This is a genomic window from Kitasatospora sp. NPDC057595 (assembly GCF_042800875.1).
In the GTDB taxonomy this organism is placed as follows: Bacteria; Actinomycetota; Actinomycetes; order Streptomycetales; family Streptomycetaceae; genus Kitasatospora.
The window spans coordinates 222,810-239,598 of record NZ_JBHVGL010000006.1; the positions used below are offsets into that span (position 1 = coordinate 222,810).

The window sequence follows — 16,789 nt, forward strand, 5'->3', positions numbered from 1 at the left end:
CCCAGGCCCAGGCTCAGGCTCAGGCTCAGGCCACCCAGCCGCTCGTCATCGCCTGGACGGCGGAACCGTCGAGGTCGGCGAGCTTGGCGCCGACGAAGGCGCGGGCCCGGTCGGAGGTCTGCAGGCGGAACGCCGGCCGCTCGGCGGTGAGCGCGTCGATCACGGCCTCGGCGGCCCGCTCGGACGTCTGCGCCTGGTCGAAGGCGGCCCGGGTGCGCGCCGCATAGGCCTCCAGGGCGGGCGCGTACGGGCCGGCGGCGGCCAGCAGGGCGGGCAGGTCGATGCCCTGGCTGGCGACGAACTCGCTGGCCACGGCGCCGGGTTCGACCACGGAGACGGACACGCCGACGGTGGCGGCGACCGGGGCGAGCGACTCCATGAACCCCTCGACGGCGAACTTGGCCGCACAGTAGGCCTCGTTGAACGGCTGGCCGACCACGCCGCCGACACTGGTCACGGTGACCACCCGGCCGCCGGTGGCCCGCAGGTGCGGCAGGGCGGCCCGGGTCACCTCGACGACGCCGAAGAAGTTGACCTCCATGACCTCGCGGACGGGGGCGAGCCCGTCCTGCTCGACGGTGCCGACCCGCCCGGCGCCCGCGTTGTTGACCACGGCGTCGAGCCGTCCGTGCCGGTCGAGGACCCCGGCCAGGCACTCGGCGACGGAGGCGGCGTCGGTGACGTCGAGCCGGGCGAGTTCGACCCGGTGCGCGACCCCGGCCGCCTCGGCGGCCTTGAGCAGCGCACCGGAGCGCCCGGTGTCGCGCATGGTGGCGATGACGCGGAAGCCTGCGCGGGCGGCCGCGACCGCAGCGGCGAGGCCGATACCACTGGAGGTGCCGGTGATGAGGACGATCCGGTCACTGGCCATGAGGGCTCCTTCGCGCTTGCGGCTTCGGCTTGTGTGCGTGCACACACACCATAGCAAGATGTGTGCGCGCACACGCACAAAGGTAGGCTGACGGGCATGGCGCAGCGCACCGACATCACCCTGGGAGACCTCACAGCCCGCGATCACGCCTTCTACGGCCTGGTCTGGGCCGGCACCACCCTCAGCACCCGGGTCGACCAGGCCCTCACCCGGGCCCACGACCTGCCGCTCTCCTGGTTCGAGGTGATGCTCTGGCTGCACGCCCAGGACCGGCCGGTCGCCGCCTCCGACCTGGGAGCCAAGACGCTGCTGAGCCGCAGCCAGGTCTCCCGGGTCGCCGACGCCCTTCAGGCGCGCGGCCTGGTCGAGCGCGCCCCCTCCCCCACCGACGCCCGTTCGGTACGGATCGCGCTGACGCCGGAGGGCCGGCAACTGTTCACCGCCGCCGACGCGACCCGCCGCGCCGCACTCGCCGAGGCCTTCGACGACCGCCTCGACGACGCCGACATCGCCGCGCTGGAAAGGGTCTGGGCGAAGCTCAAGCACCGCCCCGAAGCCTGAGGCGTCCCCGACCCGGTCGCCTTGCGGTCGCATTACCGGAAGCCCATCGACCGGTCAAGCACGCGCCACTCCGTGGGCGCGGCGCGGCCCGGGGCGTGATCATGGGCCTATGCGGTTCCGATACGGCGGCGGAGGAGGAGACGGCGGCACCCCGCCGGGCGCGGAGACCGACGCGCTCACGGCGGCGGCCGCGGCGCTCCGCGGGAGGGCCTACGGCGCTACGGAGGGCGACGGCCCGGATCTTCTCGGTGAGCTGATCGGCGTCCTGCCCGCCGGAGTGGCGCTACTCGACGCCGAGCTGCGCTGGCTCTACCTGAACCCGGCCTTCAGCACGGTCACCGGCCTGCGCCGGGCCGACCTGCAGGGCCGGCCGGTGGAGGCCACGGCGTTCGCGGACGCCGCCGGCACGCTGCGCCGCGTGCTGGCCGACGGGCGGGACCGTGAACGCACCACCGGCGGACCGGACGGTCCGGGAGCGCCGGTGCCGCCCGGCCTGCGGGTGCGCTACCGGCTGCTGACCGCCGACGGCCGCCCCGCCGGCGTGGTGGTCCTGGTCCTCGACGACCCCGACCCGGACCGGGAACTGCGGCGCGAACTCGCCCGGGCGCGCACCCGCCTCGCCCTCCTGGAGACCGCCGCCGAACGGATCGGCACCACCCTGGACGTCGACACCACCTGCGCCGAACTGTCGGCGTTCGCCGTGCCCCGGCTGGCCGAGCTGGCCACCGTCGACGTCCTGCCGCCGGACGCCGACGCCCGCACCGGCCGGGCGCCGGGCCGTCGCTTCCACCGGGCCGCGCTCGACTGCACGCAGGAGCTGCGGCCGGCCGTGGACCGGCTGCCGCGCCCGGGCGAGTCGGTGCGCCACCGGGACGGTTCGACGGCGGCCCGGGCCCTGGCCTCCGGGGTCGCCGTGCTGGTCGCACCGCGCACCGCCGAGGAACTGGCCGAGGCTGCGCCCGACCGGGACAGCGCGGCCGTGTACCGGGCCGCCGGGGTGACCTCGCTGCTGGTGGTGCCGCTGACCGCGCGTGGCCGGCTGATCGGACTGCTGACGCTGGCCCGCACCGCCGGCTCCCCGGCTTTCGGGCCCGACGACGCGGTGCTGGTCGGCGACCTCGCCGCCCGGGCCGCCACCGGCATCGACAACGCGCGCCGCTACAGCCGTTCGCAGGGCATCGCGCTCGACCTCCAGCGCGCGCTGCTCAGCGAGCCCGGCCATCCGCACCAGAACCTCGAACTCGCCTCCCGCTACCTGCCGTCCGGCAGCAGCTCGGTGGTCGGCGGCGACTGGTACGAGACGGTCCGCCTGCCGTTCGGGCGCACCCTGCTGGTCATGGGCGACGTGATGGGCCACGGCGTCGAGGCGGCCGTCGACATGAGCAGCTACCGCGCCACCCTGCGCGACGTCGCCGCGATGGACCTGCCGCCGCACCGGATCCTGCGCCAGCTGGACGCCGTCATCGCCGCCAACGAGTCCGCCCGCCCGGCGACCTGCCTGCTCGCCCTCGCCGACCCGGGCCGGGGCCGGTGGACGTTCGCCAGCGCCGGGCACCTCCCGCCGGCCCTGATCGCCCCGGGCCGGCCCACCGAACTGCTGCGGCTCCCGACCGGGCCGCCGCTCGGCACCGGGCTCGGCGGGTACGAACAGGCCGGCCGCGACCTGCTGCCGGGCGAGACCCTGCTGCTGTACACGGACGGTCTGGTGGAGCGGCGCGGCGAGGACATCGACGCCTCGCTGGCCCGCCTCGCCGCGCTGCGGCTGCCGGCCGCCGGGCCGCTCGACGACCTGCTGGACGCGGCGCTGCACGGCGTCGGCCCGGACGCCGGCCACCCGGCGGAGGACGACATCGCCGTGCTGGCGGCCCGGCCGCGGCCCCGGCCTGCGGCATAGGGGGCCCACGGCGTAGGGGCGCGGCGCAGGGGGCCCGCGGCGCAGGGGCGCGGCGGCCGGTGGCCCCCGTCCGGGCCCGGGACCGGTCAGAGTCCGGCCAGGGCCTGCTCCAGATCGGCCCAGAGGTCCTCGGGGTGCTCGATGCCGACGGCGATCCGCACCGTGCCGGGGCCGATGCCAGCGGCGGTCAGCTCGTCGTCGGACAGCTGGCGGTGGGAGGTGCTGGCCGGGTGCAGGACCAGGGTGTGCACGCCTCCCAGCGAGGGCGCGAGCGAGGCGAGGCGGACCGCGCCGACGAAGGTGCGCGCCGCCTCCCGCCCGCCGGCCAGGTCGAAGGCGAACACCCCGCCCTGACCGTCCGGCAGCAGTCGCCGGGCCCGCTCGTGGTCCGGGTGGCCGGGCAGGCCCGGGTGGTGCACCGCGGCGACCGCCGGGTGGGCGGCGAGCCGCCCGGCCAGGTCGAGCGCGACCTCGTTGTGCCGGCGCATCCGCAGGCCCAGGGTCTGCATCCCGCGCAGCGTCAGCCAGGCGGCGAACGGGTCGAGCGCCGCCCCCTGCTCCAGGGCGTGGTGCCAGACGCGGTGGTGCAGCCCGGCGTCGGCGAAGACGGCGATCCCGGCCAGGACGTCGGAGTGGCCGCCGAGGTACTTGGTGGCCGAGTGGAGCACGATGTCCGCGCCGTGCTCGATCGGGCGGCAGAGCAGCGGCGTGGTGAAGGTGTTGTCCACCACGCTCAGCACACCGGCCTCACGGGCCGCGCCGATCAGCGCCGGCAGGTCGGTGACACGCGCGACGGGGTTGGAGACGGTCTCCAGGTACAGCAGCCGGGTGGTCGGCCGCAGGGCCGCCCGCACCTCCTCCGGGTCGTCGCCGCGCACGAAGGTGACCGTGACGCCCCAGCGCGCCGTCAGGTCGGCGAGAGCCGCGAAGGTGCCGCCGTACAGGCTCTGCTGGGCGATCACGTGGTCACCGGAGCGGAGCAGCGCGAGCAGCACGGTGGTGATCGCGCCCATGCCGGAGGAGGCGGCCAGCGCGCCGCTGCCGCCCTCCAGATCGGCCACCGCGCGCTCCAGCGAGCGGACCGTCGGATTGCCGAACCGGCTGTAGAGGAACGCCCCGTCAGGGGCGCCGAAGGCGTCCGCGAGGGTGTCGCTGTCGGGGAAGGCGAAGACGTGGCCCTGGTGCAGCGGCACGCCCAGCGGGCGGCTGCCGGTCACCTCCTCGACGGGCGGGTGGACGATCCGGCTCTCGGGGCGCAGCGCGCGGTGGTGGTCGCTCATGCCGCCCATGCTGGCGGGGCGGGGCCCGACGGGAACAGGTCCAATCCGGGCCCGGTGGCCCTTGACCGGCCCGCCGGTCGCCCCACCGGCCGAGGACGCCGGGTCTGCCGAGTGGCCCGGGCTTGCCGAGTGGCCAGGGTCTGCCGAGTGGCCAGGGTCTGCCGAGTGGCCGGCGTCTGCCGGGTGTACCGGGTGCGCCTGGCCGGCGGCGTCGTGGTTCAGCTCGCCTCGCGGGCCGCCTTGGCGTCGATCTTCTCCTGGAGCGCGACGAGCAGGCCCTGGAGGAGCTCGATGGTGGTCGTGTCGGTCAGGTTGCCGTTCTCGTCGAAGCGCTCGTGCGCCCGGAAGACGATGACCTCGGGCTTCACCACGACGTCGGTGTCGGTCCAGACGAACACCTGGCGCAGCGCCAGCTGGGCGCGGACGGTGCCGAAGTTGGTCGGCGCGGCACCGAGGATCGCGGCCGGCTTGCGGTGCAGCGGCAGGCCCTCGCTGCGGGTCCAGTCGGTGCTCAGCCAGTCGAGGGCGTTCTTCAGGACGCCGGGGATGGAGTAGTTGAACTCGGGGGTCGCGATCAGCAGGCCGTCGGCCTCCTGGACCCGCCGGCGCAGGTCCTGAACGACGGCCGGCCTCAGCTCGGGGGTGTCGAGGTCCAGGTCGTACGGCGGGATATCGCGCAGGCCCTCGTAGATCTCGATCTCCTGGCCACCCGGGTTGAACTTCTGCGCGGCGCGCAGCAGGCGGGTGTTGTGGGAGTCGGCGCGCAGCGAGCCGGAGATGGCGAAGATCTTGGACGCGGTCATGGGGGGCTCCTCGGACGTGGTGCGGGTGATCGGGCTTCCGTCGGGTGTCGGGCTTGCCGACGTCGAGAAAACTAAACGGATCAGTTCAGTCTGTCAACTGAACAGTTCAGTCTTGACGGCAGGCCGGTCCGTGTAGTTCAGTCGGCCGGAGCCCCGAGGGTTTTGCGTACCGAACGGTTCAGTTCATAGGCTGACCTGCGCAGTCCACCGAACAGACCGGTCAGTACAACGGACCCGACCGGTCAGTACACGGTCGGCACTCCCACCCTCAGCACTCCCCCACCCGATGAAAGGGCGGCCGCACATGGCAGCCGAGCGCCAGGACGCCACCGACGAGTACGGCATCCCGATCATTCCCGACCCGGGCGACGCCGCGACGCGCAAGCGGCAGGCCATCATCGACGCCGCCCTCACCGAGTTCCTCGCCGAGGGCTACTCCGCCGCCTCGATGGACACCATCACCGGCCGGTCCGGCGTCTCCAAGGCCACCATCTACAAGCACTTCGGCAGCAAGGAGCGCCTGTTCCTGGCCGTCGTCGGAGGCGTGCTGCCCAAGACCTACGCCGATCTGACGCCGCCCGCCCGCACCCTCGCCGACGCCCCGGACCTGCGCACGGCGCTCGTGCGCCACGCCACCGCCCTCGCCCGCATCCTGCTGCGCCCCGAGGTGATGCTGCTGCGCCGTCTGGTGATCGGCGAGATCGACCGCTTCCCGCAGCTCGGCCAGCTCTGGTACCGCGTCACCTACGACATGAACAACGGCCCGCTGGTCGACCTGCTCACCGAGCTGACCGACAGCGGCGCGCTGCACGTGTCCGACCCGAAGCTCGCCGTCCAGCAGCTGGTGGCCAGTACCGTCGGCATCCCGCAGCTGGTGTACACCTTCTCCCCGGCCACCCCCGTGGACGAAGCCGAACTCGCCCGGGTCATCGGGGCGGGCGTCGACCTCTTCCTCGCCCGCTACGGCACCGCCCCGCGCTGGCACGGCCCGGCGTGAACGGCCCCGCCGCCGCCCCCGACCCCGGAACGACCGGGACGGAGGCGGCGGGGACCCGATGACCTGGTGAGCGGGTGACCCGGTGACTTGTCCGGCCGGAACCGGAGCCGACGTCAGCGGCGCCCGCCTCCGGCCCGCGCGGCCCGGCGCCGCTGCCAGAGCGCGAACGGCACCGCCGCGGCCACGGCGGCGGCCTCGGGCGCCGAAGGCTCGGCCGGCCGGTCGCCACCGGGCCGGCCACTCCCGGCGTCCCCGGGGCGCCCGGCCTCCCCGGCGACCAGGGCCGACCCGCCGGACGCCAGACCCTGCTGCCCGAAGGTGTCCGGCACCGGCAGGGTGTCCCAGCGCGACAGCGGCCACGCGATCACGAACGCCCGGCCGATCACGTTCTTCACCGGCACGAACCCGTTGCCCGGCTCGTTGACGTGGAAGCGCGAGTCGCGCGAGTCGTTGCGGTGGTCGCCCATCACCCACAGGTGGTCCTTGGGGACGGTCACCTCACCCACCGGCGCGTCGTCGCACGGCGTGGCGCCCGGGAACAGGTACGGCTCGTCCAGCGCCACCCCGTTGACCTTCAGCGGACTGCCCTGCCGACACTCGACGGTGTCGCCGCCGACCGCGATCACCCGCTTGATCAGGTCCTTCTCGTTGTCGGACGGCAGCAGGCCCACGGTGCTGAGCACCGTGCGGATGCCCTCGACGACGGCGTTGCCCTTCTCCCGCGGCACCGAGTCCAGCCAGCCGCCCGGGTCCTTGAAGACCACCACCTCGCCGCGCTCCGGCTCGGCACCGAACCACGGCGTGAACTTGTCGACCAGGACCCGGTCGTTCTTCTCCAGCGTGTGCTGCATCGAGCCGGAGGGGATGGAGAACGCCTGGACGAAGAAGGTCTTGATGCCCAGTGAGAGCAGCAGGGCGATGCCGATGAGGATCGGCAGTTCCTGCCAGAGCGGCCGCTTCTTCTTCGCCGCCTTGCCGCCCCCGCCGCCGTCGGCCGCGTCGGTGCCCTCGCCGTCCTCCCCCGGCCGACCCGAACCGCCCGGCCCTCGCGACCCATCCGGCCCCTCCGGCCCGTGCGTGGCGGTCGCGGTGCCCGCGGCAGCCACCGGCGCGGCGGACGGCGCCGCCTCCCCCATCCCCGGTGCGCCCGCCTGGCCGCTCGCCGGACCGGCGCCCGCACCGGCCTCACCGTTGCCCGCCGAACCCGCGGTCTCCTCGATGCTCATCCCTGGCCCCCTCCGGACGGCCCGACGGGCCCCGCCGCGGGACCCCCCGTTGTCAGCTAACGAACGGTGGTTCCCGCCGACCCGTCAGAACGTACACCCGCGACCCGGTGCCCAGGCAGGCCACCCGGCCGGGTCGCCCCCTTGCTACGCCGTCCCGCCGCCGAGCATGATCCGCGCAACCAGCTCACGGCGGCTGGCCACCCCGGCCTTGGCGAACACCGACTTCAGGTGGTCCTGCACGGTGTAGGGCTTCATCGCCAACAGCCGTGACACGTCCCGGGTGTCGCACCCGCGCACCAGCAGCAGCGCCACCTCCTGCTCACGCGCCGTCAGCCCGTACGCGGAGAGGTAGAGCGGCATCGCGTCGGCGGGGGTCGCCGGGGCCGCGACCACCGTCACCTCGCCCTCGCTGCCGCCCTTCAAGGTCGACCCGTGCAGCACGTACCACCGGCCGTCGCCGTCCTGCACCCGGATCTTCGACTGCGGCGTGGCCAGCCCGCGCGCCGCCCGGCGGGCCTGCTCGGCGGCCACCGCGAACGCGGTCGGCACACCGAGCGAGGTCCGGCTCGGGTCGGCCAACCGGCCGAGCAGCTCCTCCGCCGGCCCGGACAGCGCCAGCGGCCGGTTCGCCGGACCGAGCACCACCACGGCCGGCCCGTCGTCCCGCGACCAGCCCGACTCCGTCTCCCAGCGGCCCTCGGCGACGGCCGGCGGCACGTGGCAGGCCCGCAGGGCATTGCCCAGGTGGCGCGCGGCGAGGTCCGCGAGCTCCCGCTGCTGGGCCAGGAACGGCCCCCGGTCGGCGGCCCGCATGAACGCCGCGCAGCCCCACATCCCACCATGTGCGTCGAACACCGCCCGCAGTTCGTCGCCGAACCCAGCCGGGCCGATCAGTTCGCGGAACCGCACACTGTCCGCCGGCCGGCCCCCGGTCGCCCGGCTGAGCGTCTCCGCGCGGACGCCACTGCGGCGGATCGCGGGAAAGGTCGCCACGTCGTCCGCCCACACCTCCAGACGCACGGCGTTCTCGAACCCCACCAGGCTGAGGTCGTCGCTCAGCACCGAGGTCACCAACCCGGTCGCCGGGTCCGCCGAGTGCCAGCAGACCGCGTCGTACTCCAGGAGCGTGCGCAGCAGTTCATCGGCCCTGCGGAACACCTTCTCGGCCGTCAGCCCCGCTCCGACGAGTTCCCGGAGCCCCTCGATCGCCTGTTGCGCCGCCATCCCACGTGCTCCACGTGATCCCATGGTTCGGGAAAGTAGCAGGCACACCGACTACCGGCCCATGCACCGACAGGCGGATCCTCCCTCCGCCTCCGGTCGGGCCCCCGACCCCGGCGCCTCATCCTCATGAACGTCCGCGCCACCACCGACAGCACCGCCACGGGCCTTGACACGAAGGATCCACCTCCGAGCCAAGTCACCTCCTTCGCCACTTGACTGACGCCAAGTCATTTCCTGCCGCAGGCGCCCGCACTCGGACCGGGTGCGGCGCACCCGAATCGTGACCGTTCAGGGGCGACCCGTCGGCAGACCTCCTGCCGCGAAGCGCCTGCGGCGGCCGTCCTCCCCCGGCACCCCTTCGTCGCCCGCCGGAGCCGCCGGAGGCGTCAGAGGCGTCAGAGCCAGTTGCGGCGCTTGAAGATCAAGTAGAGGCTGGTGCAGACGAGGGCCATCAGCGCGATGGCGAAGGGGTAGCCGAAGGCCCAGTGGAGTTCCGGCATCTCGTCGAAGTTCATGCCGTAGACGGTGCCGATCAGTGTCGGGGCGAAGAGGATGGCCGCCCAGGAGGAGATCTTCTTGATCTCGTCGTTCTGGGCGTGGCCGGCCTCGGCGAGCTGCTTCATCTCCTCGTTCTGCCGCTGGGAGACCAGGGTGGCGTTGACGGTGAGGATGTTCTGCAGCATCTGGCGGAAGCCGTCGACGCGCTCGGCGGCGTAGGTGGCGTGGTCGGCGACGTCCCGCAGGTAGCGCTGGAGCTCCTCGTCGGTGCCGTACTTGCCGAAGCCGGCCTCCAGGCTCTTCATGATCTCCAGCAGCGGGCGGGTGGCGCGCTGGAACTCGATGACCTCGCGGGAGAGTTCGTAGATGCGCCGGGACACCTGCGGGTCGCCGCCGAAGACCTCGGTCTCGATCTCGTCGATGTCGTGCTGGAGGCCGGCGATGACCGGGGCATAGCCGTCGACGACGGCGTCGAGCACCGCGTACAGGACGGCCTCGGGGCCGAGGGCCAGCAGTTCGGGGTCGGCCTCCACCCGGCGGCGGACGGCGGAGAGGTCGGGGGCCTGGGAGTGGCGGACGGTGAGGACGAAGTCGGGGCCGACGAAGAGGTGGATCTCGCCGAAGTCGACCTCCTCCACGTCGTCCAGGTAGCGGGCGGCGCGCAGCACCACGAAGAGGGTGTCGCCGTAGCGCTCCAGCTTGGGGCGCTGGTGGGCGACGATGGCGTCCTCGACGGCCAGTTCGTGCAGGTTGAAGCGTTCGGCGGCCTCCAGCAGCTGGGCCTCGGCGGGGCGGTAGAGCCCGATCCAGGCCATCGTGCCGGGCTTGCCGGGCAGCTCGCGGTAGACGTCGGCCAGGTTGGCGGCCGACTGCACGCGGTGACCGTCGCGGTAGACGGCCGCGTCGACGACGGAGCGCTCCAGGCTCACGTGCTCGACCGGCTGGTCCGGGCGCGGGTCCATGGAGTGCTCGGGGGCGGGCTGGGCGGGCGCGCCGCCGGCCGAGGTGACGGGACGGGTGAAGGGACGCTTGCTCGCGCGCACAGCGCGCACACGCCAGTCGGACATGACGGGGTACCTCCGCGGTTCGGGGGCCGCCGCACCCGGGGACGTGGCACGTCGCGGGGTGCGGGGCGGGCGGGAGGCGCCCGGCCGCCCTCCACCACGCACGGCGCCCGGGCCGCGCGCGGCCGCGCCGGGGTCAGCGGCGGGCGGTGCGGCGGTGGGGGTCGGGAGCGGTGCGGGAGGAGGGGTGCCGGGTGCCAGGAAGAGTGGGGGACGTCCTGGGGCGGGGCCGACTTCGACCCGGACTACCGCACTCCACTGCTCTCACCTCCTCGCCGTCGGGGCGCCCGCGAGGGGTCGCCGTTACCGGGCCACCAGGAGGCTCCACACCGCCGAGCGGGCGCACACGGGCGCCGCGACGACGGGTGGGCACCCCTGAATCTCGTCAGAGCTTTGGCACGCCACGGCGTAGCGCCCCGGGATTCCGGGGTGCAGCCACTTGGGGTCACCCCTTAGGCCGGGGAGACCTGTCCTGACCCTGGGCGTCTCTCGACGTCGTGGGGTCAGTGGCCTGTGTCCATGGCGACGCCTCACCGAACGAGGTGCCTTCACAACCTCCCCGAGTCTAGTACCCCCGAAAGGGGTCCTTCGACCAGGGGCCCTGCGGCGACCCGACGGGGGGCGCGCAGCGGCGGCGGGCGCCCCGGCGGCCGGTTTTGCCGACGTTGCGTCATTTTCCCTGTGCGGACAAGGGATCGGATCGGGCCCGGATCGGGTTCGGCTTCGGGGTGGGGGGACGACTTCGGGGTCAGTCGGAGGAGCCGAGGTGGGCCGCCACGTATGGCACGGCGACCGCCTCCAGCGCGCCGGGCGAGCCGAACGCGGGGTGGACGTTGACCTCGAAGACCACGCCGCCGCTCTCCGCCGCGAGGTCGACGGCCGCGAACGGCAGCCCGACCGACCCGGTGGCCGCCACCGCCAGCTCCGCCAGGCCGGCGGGCAGCTCCGCCAGCGGCAGCGGGGTGGAGACGGCGCCCCGGGCGAGGTTGCACGGCTCGTCCGGGTCGTCCTGCACGTGTTCGACGGCGCGCAGCGCCCGCCCGCCGAGCACGGTCACCCGGTACTGGTGGCGGCGGCCGTCGGCGGTGAAGTTGCGGGCGTCCCGGGCCAGCAGCCAGTCGGTGCCGGCCCGCGCGTAGCGCTCGGCCGCCTCGGCGAGCTGGGCGTGGGTGGTGACGTGGAAGACGTCCTGCCCGCTCATGCCGACGGTCGGGCGGGCCCAGACGTCGCCGCCGAGCCGGTCGAACACCTCGGCGGCCTCGGCGGCGGTGGGCCGGGAGAGCGTGACGGTGGGCATCTGGCGCACGCCGTCGCGGGCGAAGCACTCGACGGTGAGCCGCTTGTCGCTCGCCGTGCGCCATCCGTCGGCGGCGGTGCCGAGCGAGCGGACGCCGTGCGCGAGCAGGGTCCGCTGGCAGTCGACGAGCTCCGCACGCCGGTGCGGCGGTATCTCGTAGAGGATCACCGACCGGGCGGTCACCGCGAGGCCCTCGGCGGGAACCTCCAGGGCGACGCCGTCGCCGCTGCCGCGGACCCGGCCGCCACCGGCCGGCCCGTCCGGTCCGCCGGTCATGAAGTGCCGCGCGTCGAGCAGCACCGGCGCCCTTCCGGTGAGCCGCCGAACGGCGGCCACCAGCGCCTCCCGGCTGCCTTCGGTCGAGCTGTGATCGGTCATCAGAACGAGCTCGCTACGCCCCATGGGCACATCGAACATGTCACGGACATGCCCGGGCAAGGACTTTCCGGAATGTCGGTCCCCCGGTAAATCCGGATGCGCCCGCCGGGCCCCGGGGGTTAACCTCGGCGCCATGCCGACGCCCCGCATCTCCTAGCTGACGGACCCGCCTCCACGCCACCCGTGTGTCCGCTAGCTGTTACGGAGCGTCATCCCCTTGATCACCACCCGTGGTGTCGACGTGCGCGTCGCCGCCCGCCTGCTGCTGTCCGACCTCACCCTCCACATCGCCCCCGGTGACCGCATCGGCCTGGTCGGCCGCAACGGCGCCGGCAAGACCACCCTGCTCGCCACCCTCGCCGGGCGGCTGCGCCCCGCCGCCGGTACCGTCACCCGCACCGGACCGGTCGGCTTCCTGGCGCAGGACTCCCGCGCCGCCGACCCGGCCGTGACCGTCACCGGGCGGATCCTGTCCGCCCGCGGTCTGGACACCGCCGTCCGGGAGCTGCGGGCCGCCGAGAGCGCCATGGCCACGGCCGGCGACGAGCGCGCGCAGCGCCGCGCGATGACCGCCTACACCCGGGCCGAGGCCGAGTTCCAGGCCCGTGGCGGCTACCCGGCGGAGGCCGAGGCCGCGCGGGTCGCGGCCGGCCTCGGCCTGCCCGACCGGCTGCTGGACAGCCCGCTCGGCTCGCTCTCCGGCGGCCAGCGGCGCCGGGTCGAGCTGGCCCGGATCCTCTTCGCCGACCACGCCACCCTGCTGCTCGACGAGCCCACCAACCACCTCGACGCGGACGCCGTCGCCTGGCTGCGCGGCTACCTGGCCGGCTACCCCGGGGGCCTGGTGCTGATCAGCCACGACGTGCCGCTGCTGGCCGGCACCGTCAACCGGGTCTTCCACCTCGACCCGCAGCGCGCCACGGTCGACGTCCACAACACCGGCTGGGCCGCCTACCTGGCGCAGCGCGCGGCCGACGAGCGCCGCCGCGCCCGAGAGCGGGCGAACGCCGAACGCAAGGCCGCCGCCCTGCACGCCCAGGCCGACCGGATGCGGGCGAACGTGGCGACCGCCGTCACCGCCCGCTCGATGGCCCGCCGGGCCGACCGGATGCTCGCCGCCCTCGAACCCGTCCGCCGGGCCGAGCGCACCGCCCGCATCCGGCTGCCCGAGCCGGCGCCCTGCGGGCGGACGCCGCTCGGCGCGGTCGGCCTCACCAAGTCGTACGGCGGGCGCGCCGTGCTCGACGGACTGGACCTCGCCGTCGAGCGGGGCAGCCGGCTCGTCGTGCTCGGCCCGAACGGGGCGGGCAAGAGCACGCTGCTGCGGGTCCTGGCCGGCCGGCAGACCCCGGACGGCGGGCGCGTCGTCCCCGGACCGGGGCTGCGGCTCGGCTACTTCGCCCAGGAGCACGAGACCCTCGATCCGGGCCGCAGCGTCCGGGAGAACCTCGCCGCGGCCGCGCCGGCGCTCACCGACGGTGATGTGCGGCAGGTGCTCGGCGCGTTCCTGTTCCGGGGCGACGACGCGGACAAGCCGGCCGGGGTGCTGTCCGGCGGCGAGAAGACCAGGCTCGCCCTGGCCGGGCTGGTCCACTCGGGCGCCAATGTGCTGCTGCTCGACGAGCCCACCAACAACCTCGACCCGGCCTCGCGGGACGAGGTGCTGGCGGCGGTGGGCGACTACCCGGGCGCGATCGTGCTGGTCACCCACGACCCCGGGGCGGTCGAGGCGCTGCGGCCGGACCGGGTGCTGCTGCTGCCCGGCGGGGACGAGGACCTGTGGAGCGAGGACTGCCTCGACCTGGTCGCCGCGGACTGACCCGAGGCCCCGGTGACGCCGCAGGCCGGTGGAGGCCGGTGGAAACCGGCCGGGGCCGGCGGTATCGGGGCCCGCGGTGGTGTCAGGGCTTGGTGGCCTCGATGAGGAACCGGGCGGAGTGGGCGACAAACGGCCCCTCCGCCCGGATCAGGGCGTCCAGCTCGCGCAACCGCGCCCAGTGCGCCTCCACGGTGAAGCCCGGCACCATCCAGATCACCTTGCGCAGGAACCAGACCACCGCGCCGATGTCCAGGAACTCCACCCGCAGCCGCTCGGAGCGCAGGTCGACCACCTCGAGCCCGGCGGCCCGGGCGGCGTCCGCGGCGTCCTCCGGCCGCCGGGCCCGGCGCGCCTCCGGCTGCGGCCCGAGGAAGAACTCGACCAGCTCGAACACCGAGGCCGGACCCACGTGCTGGGCCAGGTAGCTGCCGCCGGGTCGCAGCACGCGGGCGACCTCCGCCCACCACACGGTCACCGGGTGACGGCTGGTCACCAGGTCGAAGGCAGCATCGGCGAAGGGCAACGGCGGCTCGTCCGGATCCGCGACCACGAGCGCGCCGAGCGGATGGAGCACGGAGGTCGCCCTGGCCGCGTTCGGCGGCCACGCCTCCGTGGCGGCCATCGTGCGCGGGAATCGGTCCGCCACGCCCGCGAGCACCTCCCCGCCACCGGTCTGCACGTCCAGCGCCGCCGACGCGAGCGCCAGCCGCTCCCCCAGCAGCCGCTGGTACCCCCAGGACGGGCGCTCCTCGGTGGCCCGGCCGTCCAGCCAGGAGAAGTCCCACCCGTCGACCGGGGCCTCGGCCGCCTCGTCCACCAGTTCCTCGAAGGTACGCTCCATGCCGCCCATCCTGCCGCGTCCGCCCCCGGCCCGCCCTACAGCTGCGCGGCGATCGGCTTGTTGCCGTAGAAGTCCCGGAAGTGCAGCGAGCGCCCCGGTCCGCCGTCCGGCACACCGGGGCGGGTGGGCGCACCGAGCTGCGCCGGCCTGGCCGCCACCCGGTCGAGGTCGTCGGTGTGGAGCACCAGGAGGGGCATGCCGCCCGTCTGCCGGCCGACCGCCGCCCGGGCGTCCGGGAGTCGGCCGGCATCAGTCACAGCCCTGCCCCCGGATCACCGCCCGGACCGCCCGGACCGCCCGCCGGGCCGACGTTCAGTAGTCGGTAGCCGTCGAGGTCGCCGTCGAAGAGCACGGTGAAGCCGAGGCCGTCCCGGTAGACGGCGAGCGCCGCCTCGGCGTCCTCGACCAGCACCACCGTCCGGACCACCGCCGTGAACAGCCCTGTCGGCGCGTCGTGTTCGTCGTTCGTGCCGCGAACCGTAGACCCCCCCTGACACCGGGCCGGCCACGCCGAGGACGGCACGGTCACCGACGGCCGGGACCCGCCAGCCAGACGTCGATGACCCGCTTCGCGATGTCGCCGACCTGCTGGTCACTCGTATCGATGACCACCGCGGCCGTCGAGTCCGACCGCCCCATCCGGTCGAGCTGCCGGATCGTCCTGCGGAGCTGGTCGGCGCCGCCCGAACCGATCTCCCGACGGAAGACCCTGGCCTCCAGGGTCGGGAGATCGGCGATCAGACGGACGGGCGTGATCTCGGCGTCGGGGACGGCGTCGGAGATCCAGCGGAGTTCGTCGTCGAGGTCGGCGAACACCCCCGCGATGATCAGCCGCGTATGGCCGAGGGCCGCGAAGTTGGCCCAGAGCGCGGTGAGGTTGCGACGAGCCAGCTCGCTGGGTTCCCGCCCCTCCAGCGGCCAGGGATGGACCCGGTCCAGTCCGTCGGAATCGATCAGGGCGTGGGCGATGTTCCGCTCGGCGAGCAGACGGGCGACCTCGTAGGCGGTCGAGGACTTGCCGACACCTGCGGGACCGCAGATCACCAGAACTGTCGTTGTGGGCATGGCCGGGATTGTGACGGGGATGCCCTCCGTCCACCAGGCAATTTTCTCCTGACGGTGACGGACAGCGCCGGCCGCGTGGGCGCAGCCGGACGACGGATCGCCCCGCGCCACCGGACAGGGCGACTCACGCCGGCCGGCGTGAGTCGCCCTCCCCCTCGGCCCGGCGGGCGGCGACCTTCCAGGCGGCCGTGACGGCGTGGTGGGCCCGGACGGTGGCCTCGACGGTGTCGGGCGGCAGGTGCAGCGGGCGGCCGAGGTGGACGTGCAGGGCGGGGCGGCGGACGGGAGCGGTGGCCAGGCCCGCGAGTTGTTTGAGCGGCCCGCCGGAGGTCAGTCTGCGGGCGCCGGCCTGGCCGAGCGGGACGACCGGGGCGCCGGTGGCCCGTGCGAGCCGGGCCAGGCCACTGCGAAACGGGCCGGGCGGCAGTTCCCCGGAGTCACGGCGGCGCGGCAGCCTGCCCTCCCCGTAGATCAGCACGACCCGCCCGGCCGCGAGGGCTTCGGCCGCCGCTTCGAGCGACTCCGCCGCCCGCGCGGTGCCCCGGTGGACGGCGATGTGCCCCTCCCGGCGCAGCGCCGGTCCGAGCACCGGGACCCGCCAGAGCCCGGCGGTGGCCAGGACGACCGGGCGGGCGCCGAGCCGGTGCAGGGCGGCGAGCACGACGGCGGGGTCGGCGAGCGAGGTGTGGTTGGCCGCGACGATGCTGCCCGGCGCGGGGCGGCCGGCGTCGGCGGCGTCCGTGGCCTCGGCGGTGGTATCAGTGGCATCGGCGGTGATGTACAGGCGCCCGAAGGCGGGCACGAGGAGGGCGGAGGCGCGGCTCAGCATGGCGGTGGCGTGGGTCCTCGGTGATGGTGGTGCGGGTCCTGCCGACCAGTCTGCGCGGGCCCCGCCGGGCGGCGCCTGAGTAGCTGTACTCAGCCTGGCCCGGGTATCCCCCCGGCCCCGCGCGGCCGCTCGCCGAGCGCGG

At 74.7% G+C, this 16,789-nt stretch carries 16 protein-coding genes and 1 riboswitch; of the genes, 4 read left to right on the forward strand and 12 right to left on the reverse strand.

From position 1 onward, the window contains the following. Window positions 1-25: 25 nt before the first annotated feature. Entirely contained in the window at window positions 26-871 is an 846-nt protein-coding gene (locus ACFU9E_RS12705) for an SDR family NAD(P)-dependent oxidoreductase (protein ID WP_380681485.1), read from the reverse strand. 96 nt (window positions 872-967) lie between these two features. Between ACFU9E_RS12705 and ACFU9E_RS12710 the strand changes: the two genes are divergently transcribed. After that, window positions 968-1,432: a MarR family winged helix-turn-helix transcriptional regulator gene (locus tag ACFU9E_RS12710; RefSeq protein WP_380681483.1), complete on the forward strand. Its 465-nt coding sequence runs from the start codon at window positions 968-970 to the stop codon at window positions 1,430-1,432. A gap of 109 nt (window positions 1,433-1,541) precedes the next feature. Then, window positions 1,542-3,326: a SpoIIE family protein phosphatase gene (locus tag ACFU9E_RS12715; protein WP_380681481.1), complete on the forward strand. Its 1,785-nt coding sequence runs from the start codon at window positions 1,542-1,544 to the stop codon at window positions 3,324-3,326. An 86-nt stretch (window positions 3,327-3,412) separates the two neighbouring features. Here ACFU9E_RS12715 and ACFU9E_RS12720 read toward each other — a convergent pair whose 3' ends face one another. Both ACFU9E_RS12720 and ACFU9E_RS12725 read right to left on the reverse strand, forming a co-directional pair. Beyond that, on the reverse strand, window positions 3,413-4,606 hold the full coding sequence (locus tag ACFU9E_RS12720; RefSeq protein ID WP_380681479.1) for a trans-sulfuration enzyme family protein: 1,194 nt from the start codon (window positions 4,604-4,606) through the stop codon (window positions 3,413-3,415). Window positions 4,607-4,824: 218 nt separating this feature from the next. Beyond that, on the reverse strand, window positions 4,825-5,409 hold the full coding sequence (locus ACFU9E_RS12725) for an NADPH-dependent FMN reductase (protein ID WP_380681477.1): 585 nt from the start codon (window positions 5,407-5,409) through the stop codon (window positions 4,825-4,827). A 304-nt stretch (window positions 5,410-5,713) separates the two neighbouring features. On the opposite strand from ACFU9E_RS12725, the gene ACFU9E_RS12730 reads away from it, so the two are divergent. Next, window positions 5,714-6,406, forward strand: coding sequence for a TetR/AcrR family transcriptional regulator (locus ACFU9E_RS12730; protein WP_380681475.1), 693 nt, complete (start codon window positions 5,714-5,716; stop codon window positions 6,404-6,406). 113 nt (window positions 6,407-6,519) lie between these two features. On the opposite strand, the gene lepB is transcribed toward ACFU9E_RS12730, so the two are convergent. The 4 genes from lepB to ACFU9E_RS12750 form a co-directional block, all read right to left on the reverse strand. Continuing rightward, window positions 6,520-7,632, reverse strand: a complete 1,113-nt coding sequence (gene lepB / locus ACFU9E_RS12735; RefSeq protein WP_380681473.1) for a signal peptidase I — start codon at window positions 7,630-7,632, stop codon at window positions 6,520-6,522. Between the two features lie 144 nt (window positions 7,633-7,776). Next, window positions 7,777-8,856, reverse strand: coding sequence for a helix-turn-helix transcriptional regulator (locus tag ACFU9E_RS12740; protein WP_380681471.1), 1,080 nt, complete (start codon window positions 8,854-8,856; stop codon window positions 7,777-7,779). A 395-nt stretch (window positions 8,857-9,251) separates the two neighbouring features. After that, complete coding sequence (locus ACFU9E_RS12745) at window positions 9,252-10,421, reverse strand: magnesium and cobalt transport protein CorA (protein WP_380681469.1); 1,170 nt, start codon at window positions 10,419-10,421, stop codon at window positions 9,252-9,254. A gap of 363 nt (window positions 10,422-10,784) precedes the next feature. Further along, window positions 10,785-10,967, reverse strand: a riboswitch (M-box (ykoK) riboswitch). Window positions 10,968-11,166: 199 nt separating this feature from the next. After that, window positions 11,167-12,117: a RimK family alpha-L-glutamate ligase gene (locus ACFU9E_RS12750; RefSeq protein WP_380714974.1), complete on the reverse strand. Its 951-nt coding sequence runs from the start codon at window positions 12,115-12,117 to the stop codon at window positions 11,167-11,169. A gap of 193 nt (window positions 12,118-12,310) precedes the next feature. Between ACFU9E_RS12750 and ACFU9E_RS12755 the strand changes: the two genes are divergently transcribed. Further along, a complete protein-coding gene (locus tag ACFU9E_RS12755) occupies window positions 12,311-13,912 on the forward strand; it encodes an ABC-F family ATP-binding cassette domain-containing protein (RefSeq protein WP_380681465.1) in 1,602 nt (533 codons plus the stop codon). Between the two features lie 82 nt (window positions 13,913-13,994). On the opposite strand, the gene ACFU9E_RS12760 is transcribed toward ACFU9E_RS12755, so the two are convergent. The 5 genes from ACFU9E_RS12760 to ACFU9E_RS12780 form a co-directional block, all read right to left on the reverse strand. Next, window positions 13,995-14,753: a methyltransferase domain-containing protein gene (locus ACFU9E_RS12760; RefSeq protein WP_380681463.1), complete on the reverse strand. Its 759-nt coding sequence runs from the start codon at window positions 14,751-14,753 to the stop codon at window positions 13,995-13,997. 35 nt (window positions 14,754-14,788) lie between these two features. Next, window positions 14,789-14,950: a hypothetical protein gene (locus ACFU9E_RS12765; RefSeq protein WP_380681461.1), complete on the reverse strand. Its 162-nt coding sequence runs from the start codon at window positions 14,948-14,950 to the stop codon at window positions 14,789-14,791. Between the two features lie 56 nt (window positions 14,951-15,006). Beyond that, complete coding sequence (locus ACFU9E_RS12770; RefSeq protein ID WP_380681459.1) at window positions 15,007-15,180, reverse strand: hypothetical protein; 174 nt, start codon at window positions 15,178-15,180, stop codon at window positions 15,007-15,009. 98 nt (window positions 15,181-15,278) lie between these two features. After that, the gene (locus tag ACFU9E_RS12775; protein WP_380681457.1) at window positions 15,279-15,818 is read right to left on the reverse strand and encodes a hypothetical protein; all 540 of its coding nucleotides are present in this window, start codon (window positions 15,816-15,818) and stop codon (window positions 15,279-15,281) included. Window positions 15,819-15,942: 124 nt separating this feature from the next. Beyond that, window positions 15,943-16,647 (reverse strand): lysophospholipid acyltransferase family protein, encoded by a 705-nt coding sequence (locus tag ACFU9E_RS12780; protein WP_380682939.1) that lies wholly within the window; start codon window positions 16,645-16,647, stop codon window positions 15,943-15,945. Between the last annotated feature and the right edge of the window lie 142 nt (window positions 16,648-16,789).

Coding starts and splice junctions, on each gene's coding strand:
- ACFU9E_RS12765 (WP_380681461.1), bottom strand. CDS start 14,950: ATGCCCCTCCTGGTGCTCCACACCGACGACCTCGACCGGGTGGCGGCC.
- ACFU9E_RS12740 (WP_380681471.1), bottom strand. CDS start 8,856: ATGGCGGCGCAACAGGCGATCGAGGGGCTCCGGGAACTCGTCGGAGCG.
- ACFU9E_RS12745 (WP_380681469.1), bottom strand. CDS start 10,421: ATGTCCGACTGGCGTGTGCGCGCTGTGCGCGCGAGCAAGCGTCCCTTC.
- ACFU9E_RS12775 (WP_380681457.1), bottom strand. CDS start 15,818: ATGCCCACAACGACAGTTCTGGTGATCTGCGGTCCCGCAGGTGTCGGC.
- ACFU9E_RS12780 (WP_380682939.1), bottom strand. CDS start 16,647: ATGCTGAGCCGCGCCTCCGCCCTCCTCGTGCCCGCCTTCGGGCGCCTG.
- ACFU9E_RS12715 (WP_380681481.1), top strand. CDS start 1,542: ATGCGGTTCCGATACGGCGGCGGAGGAGGAGACGGCGGCACCCCGCCG.
- ACFU9E_RS12710 (WP_380681483.1), top strand. CDS start 968: ATGGCGCAGCGCACCGACATCACCCTGGGAGACCTCACAGCCCGCGAT.
- ACFU9E_RS12760 (WP_380681463.1), bottom strand. CDS start 14,753: ATGGAGCGTACCTTCGAGGAACTGGTGGACGAGGCGGCCGAGGCCCCG.
- ACFU9E_RS12750 (WP_380714974.1), bottom strand. CDS start 12,117: ATGGGGCGTAGCGAGCTCGTTCTGATGACCGATCACAGCTCGACCGAA.
- ACFU9E_RS12705 (WP_380681485.1), bottom strand. CDS start 871: ATGGCCAGTGACCGGATCGTCCTCATCACCGGCACCTCCAGTGGTATC.
- ACFU9E_RS12720 (WP_380681479.1), bottom strand. CDS start 4,606: ATGAGCGACCACCACCGCGCGCTGCGCCCCGAGAGCCGGATCGTCCAC.
- ACFU9E_RS12730 (WP_380681475.1), top strand. CDS start 5,714: ATGGCAGCCGAGCGCCAGGACGCCACCGACGAGTACGGCATCCCGATC.
- ACFU9E_RS12725 (WP_380681477.1), bottom strand. CDS start 5,409: ATGACCGCGTCCAAGATCTTCGCCATCTCCGGCTCGCTGCGCGCCGAC.
- lepB (WP_380681473.1), bottom strand. CDS start 7,632: ATGAGCATCGAGGAGACCGCGGGTTCGGCGGGCAACGGTGAGGCCGGT.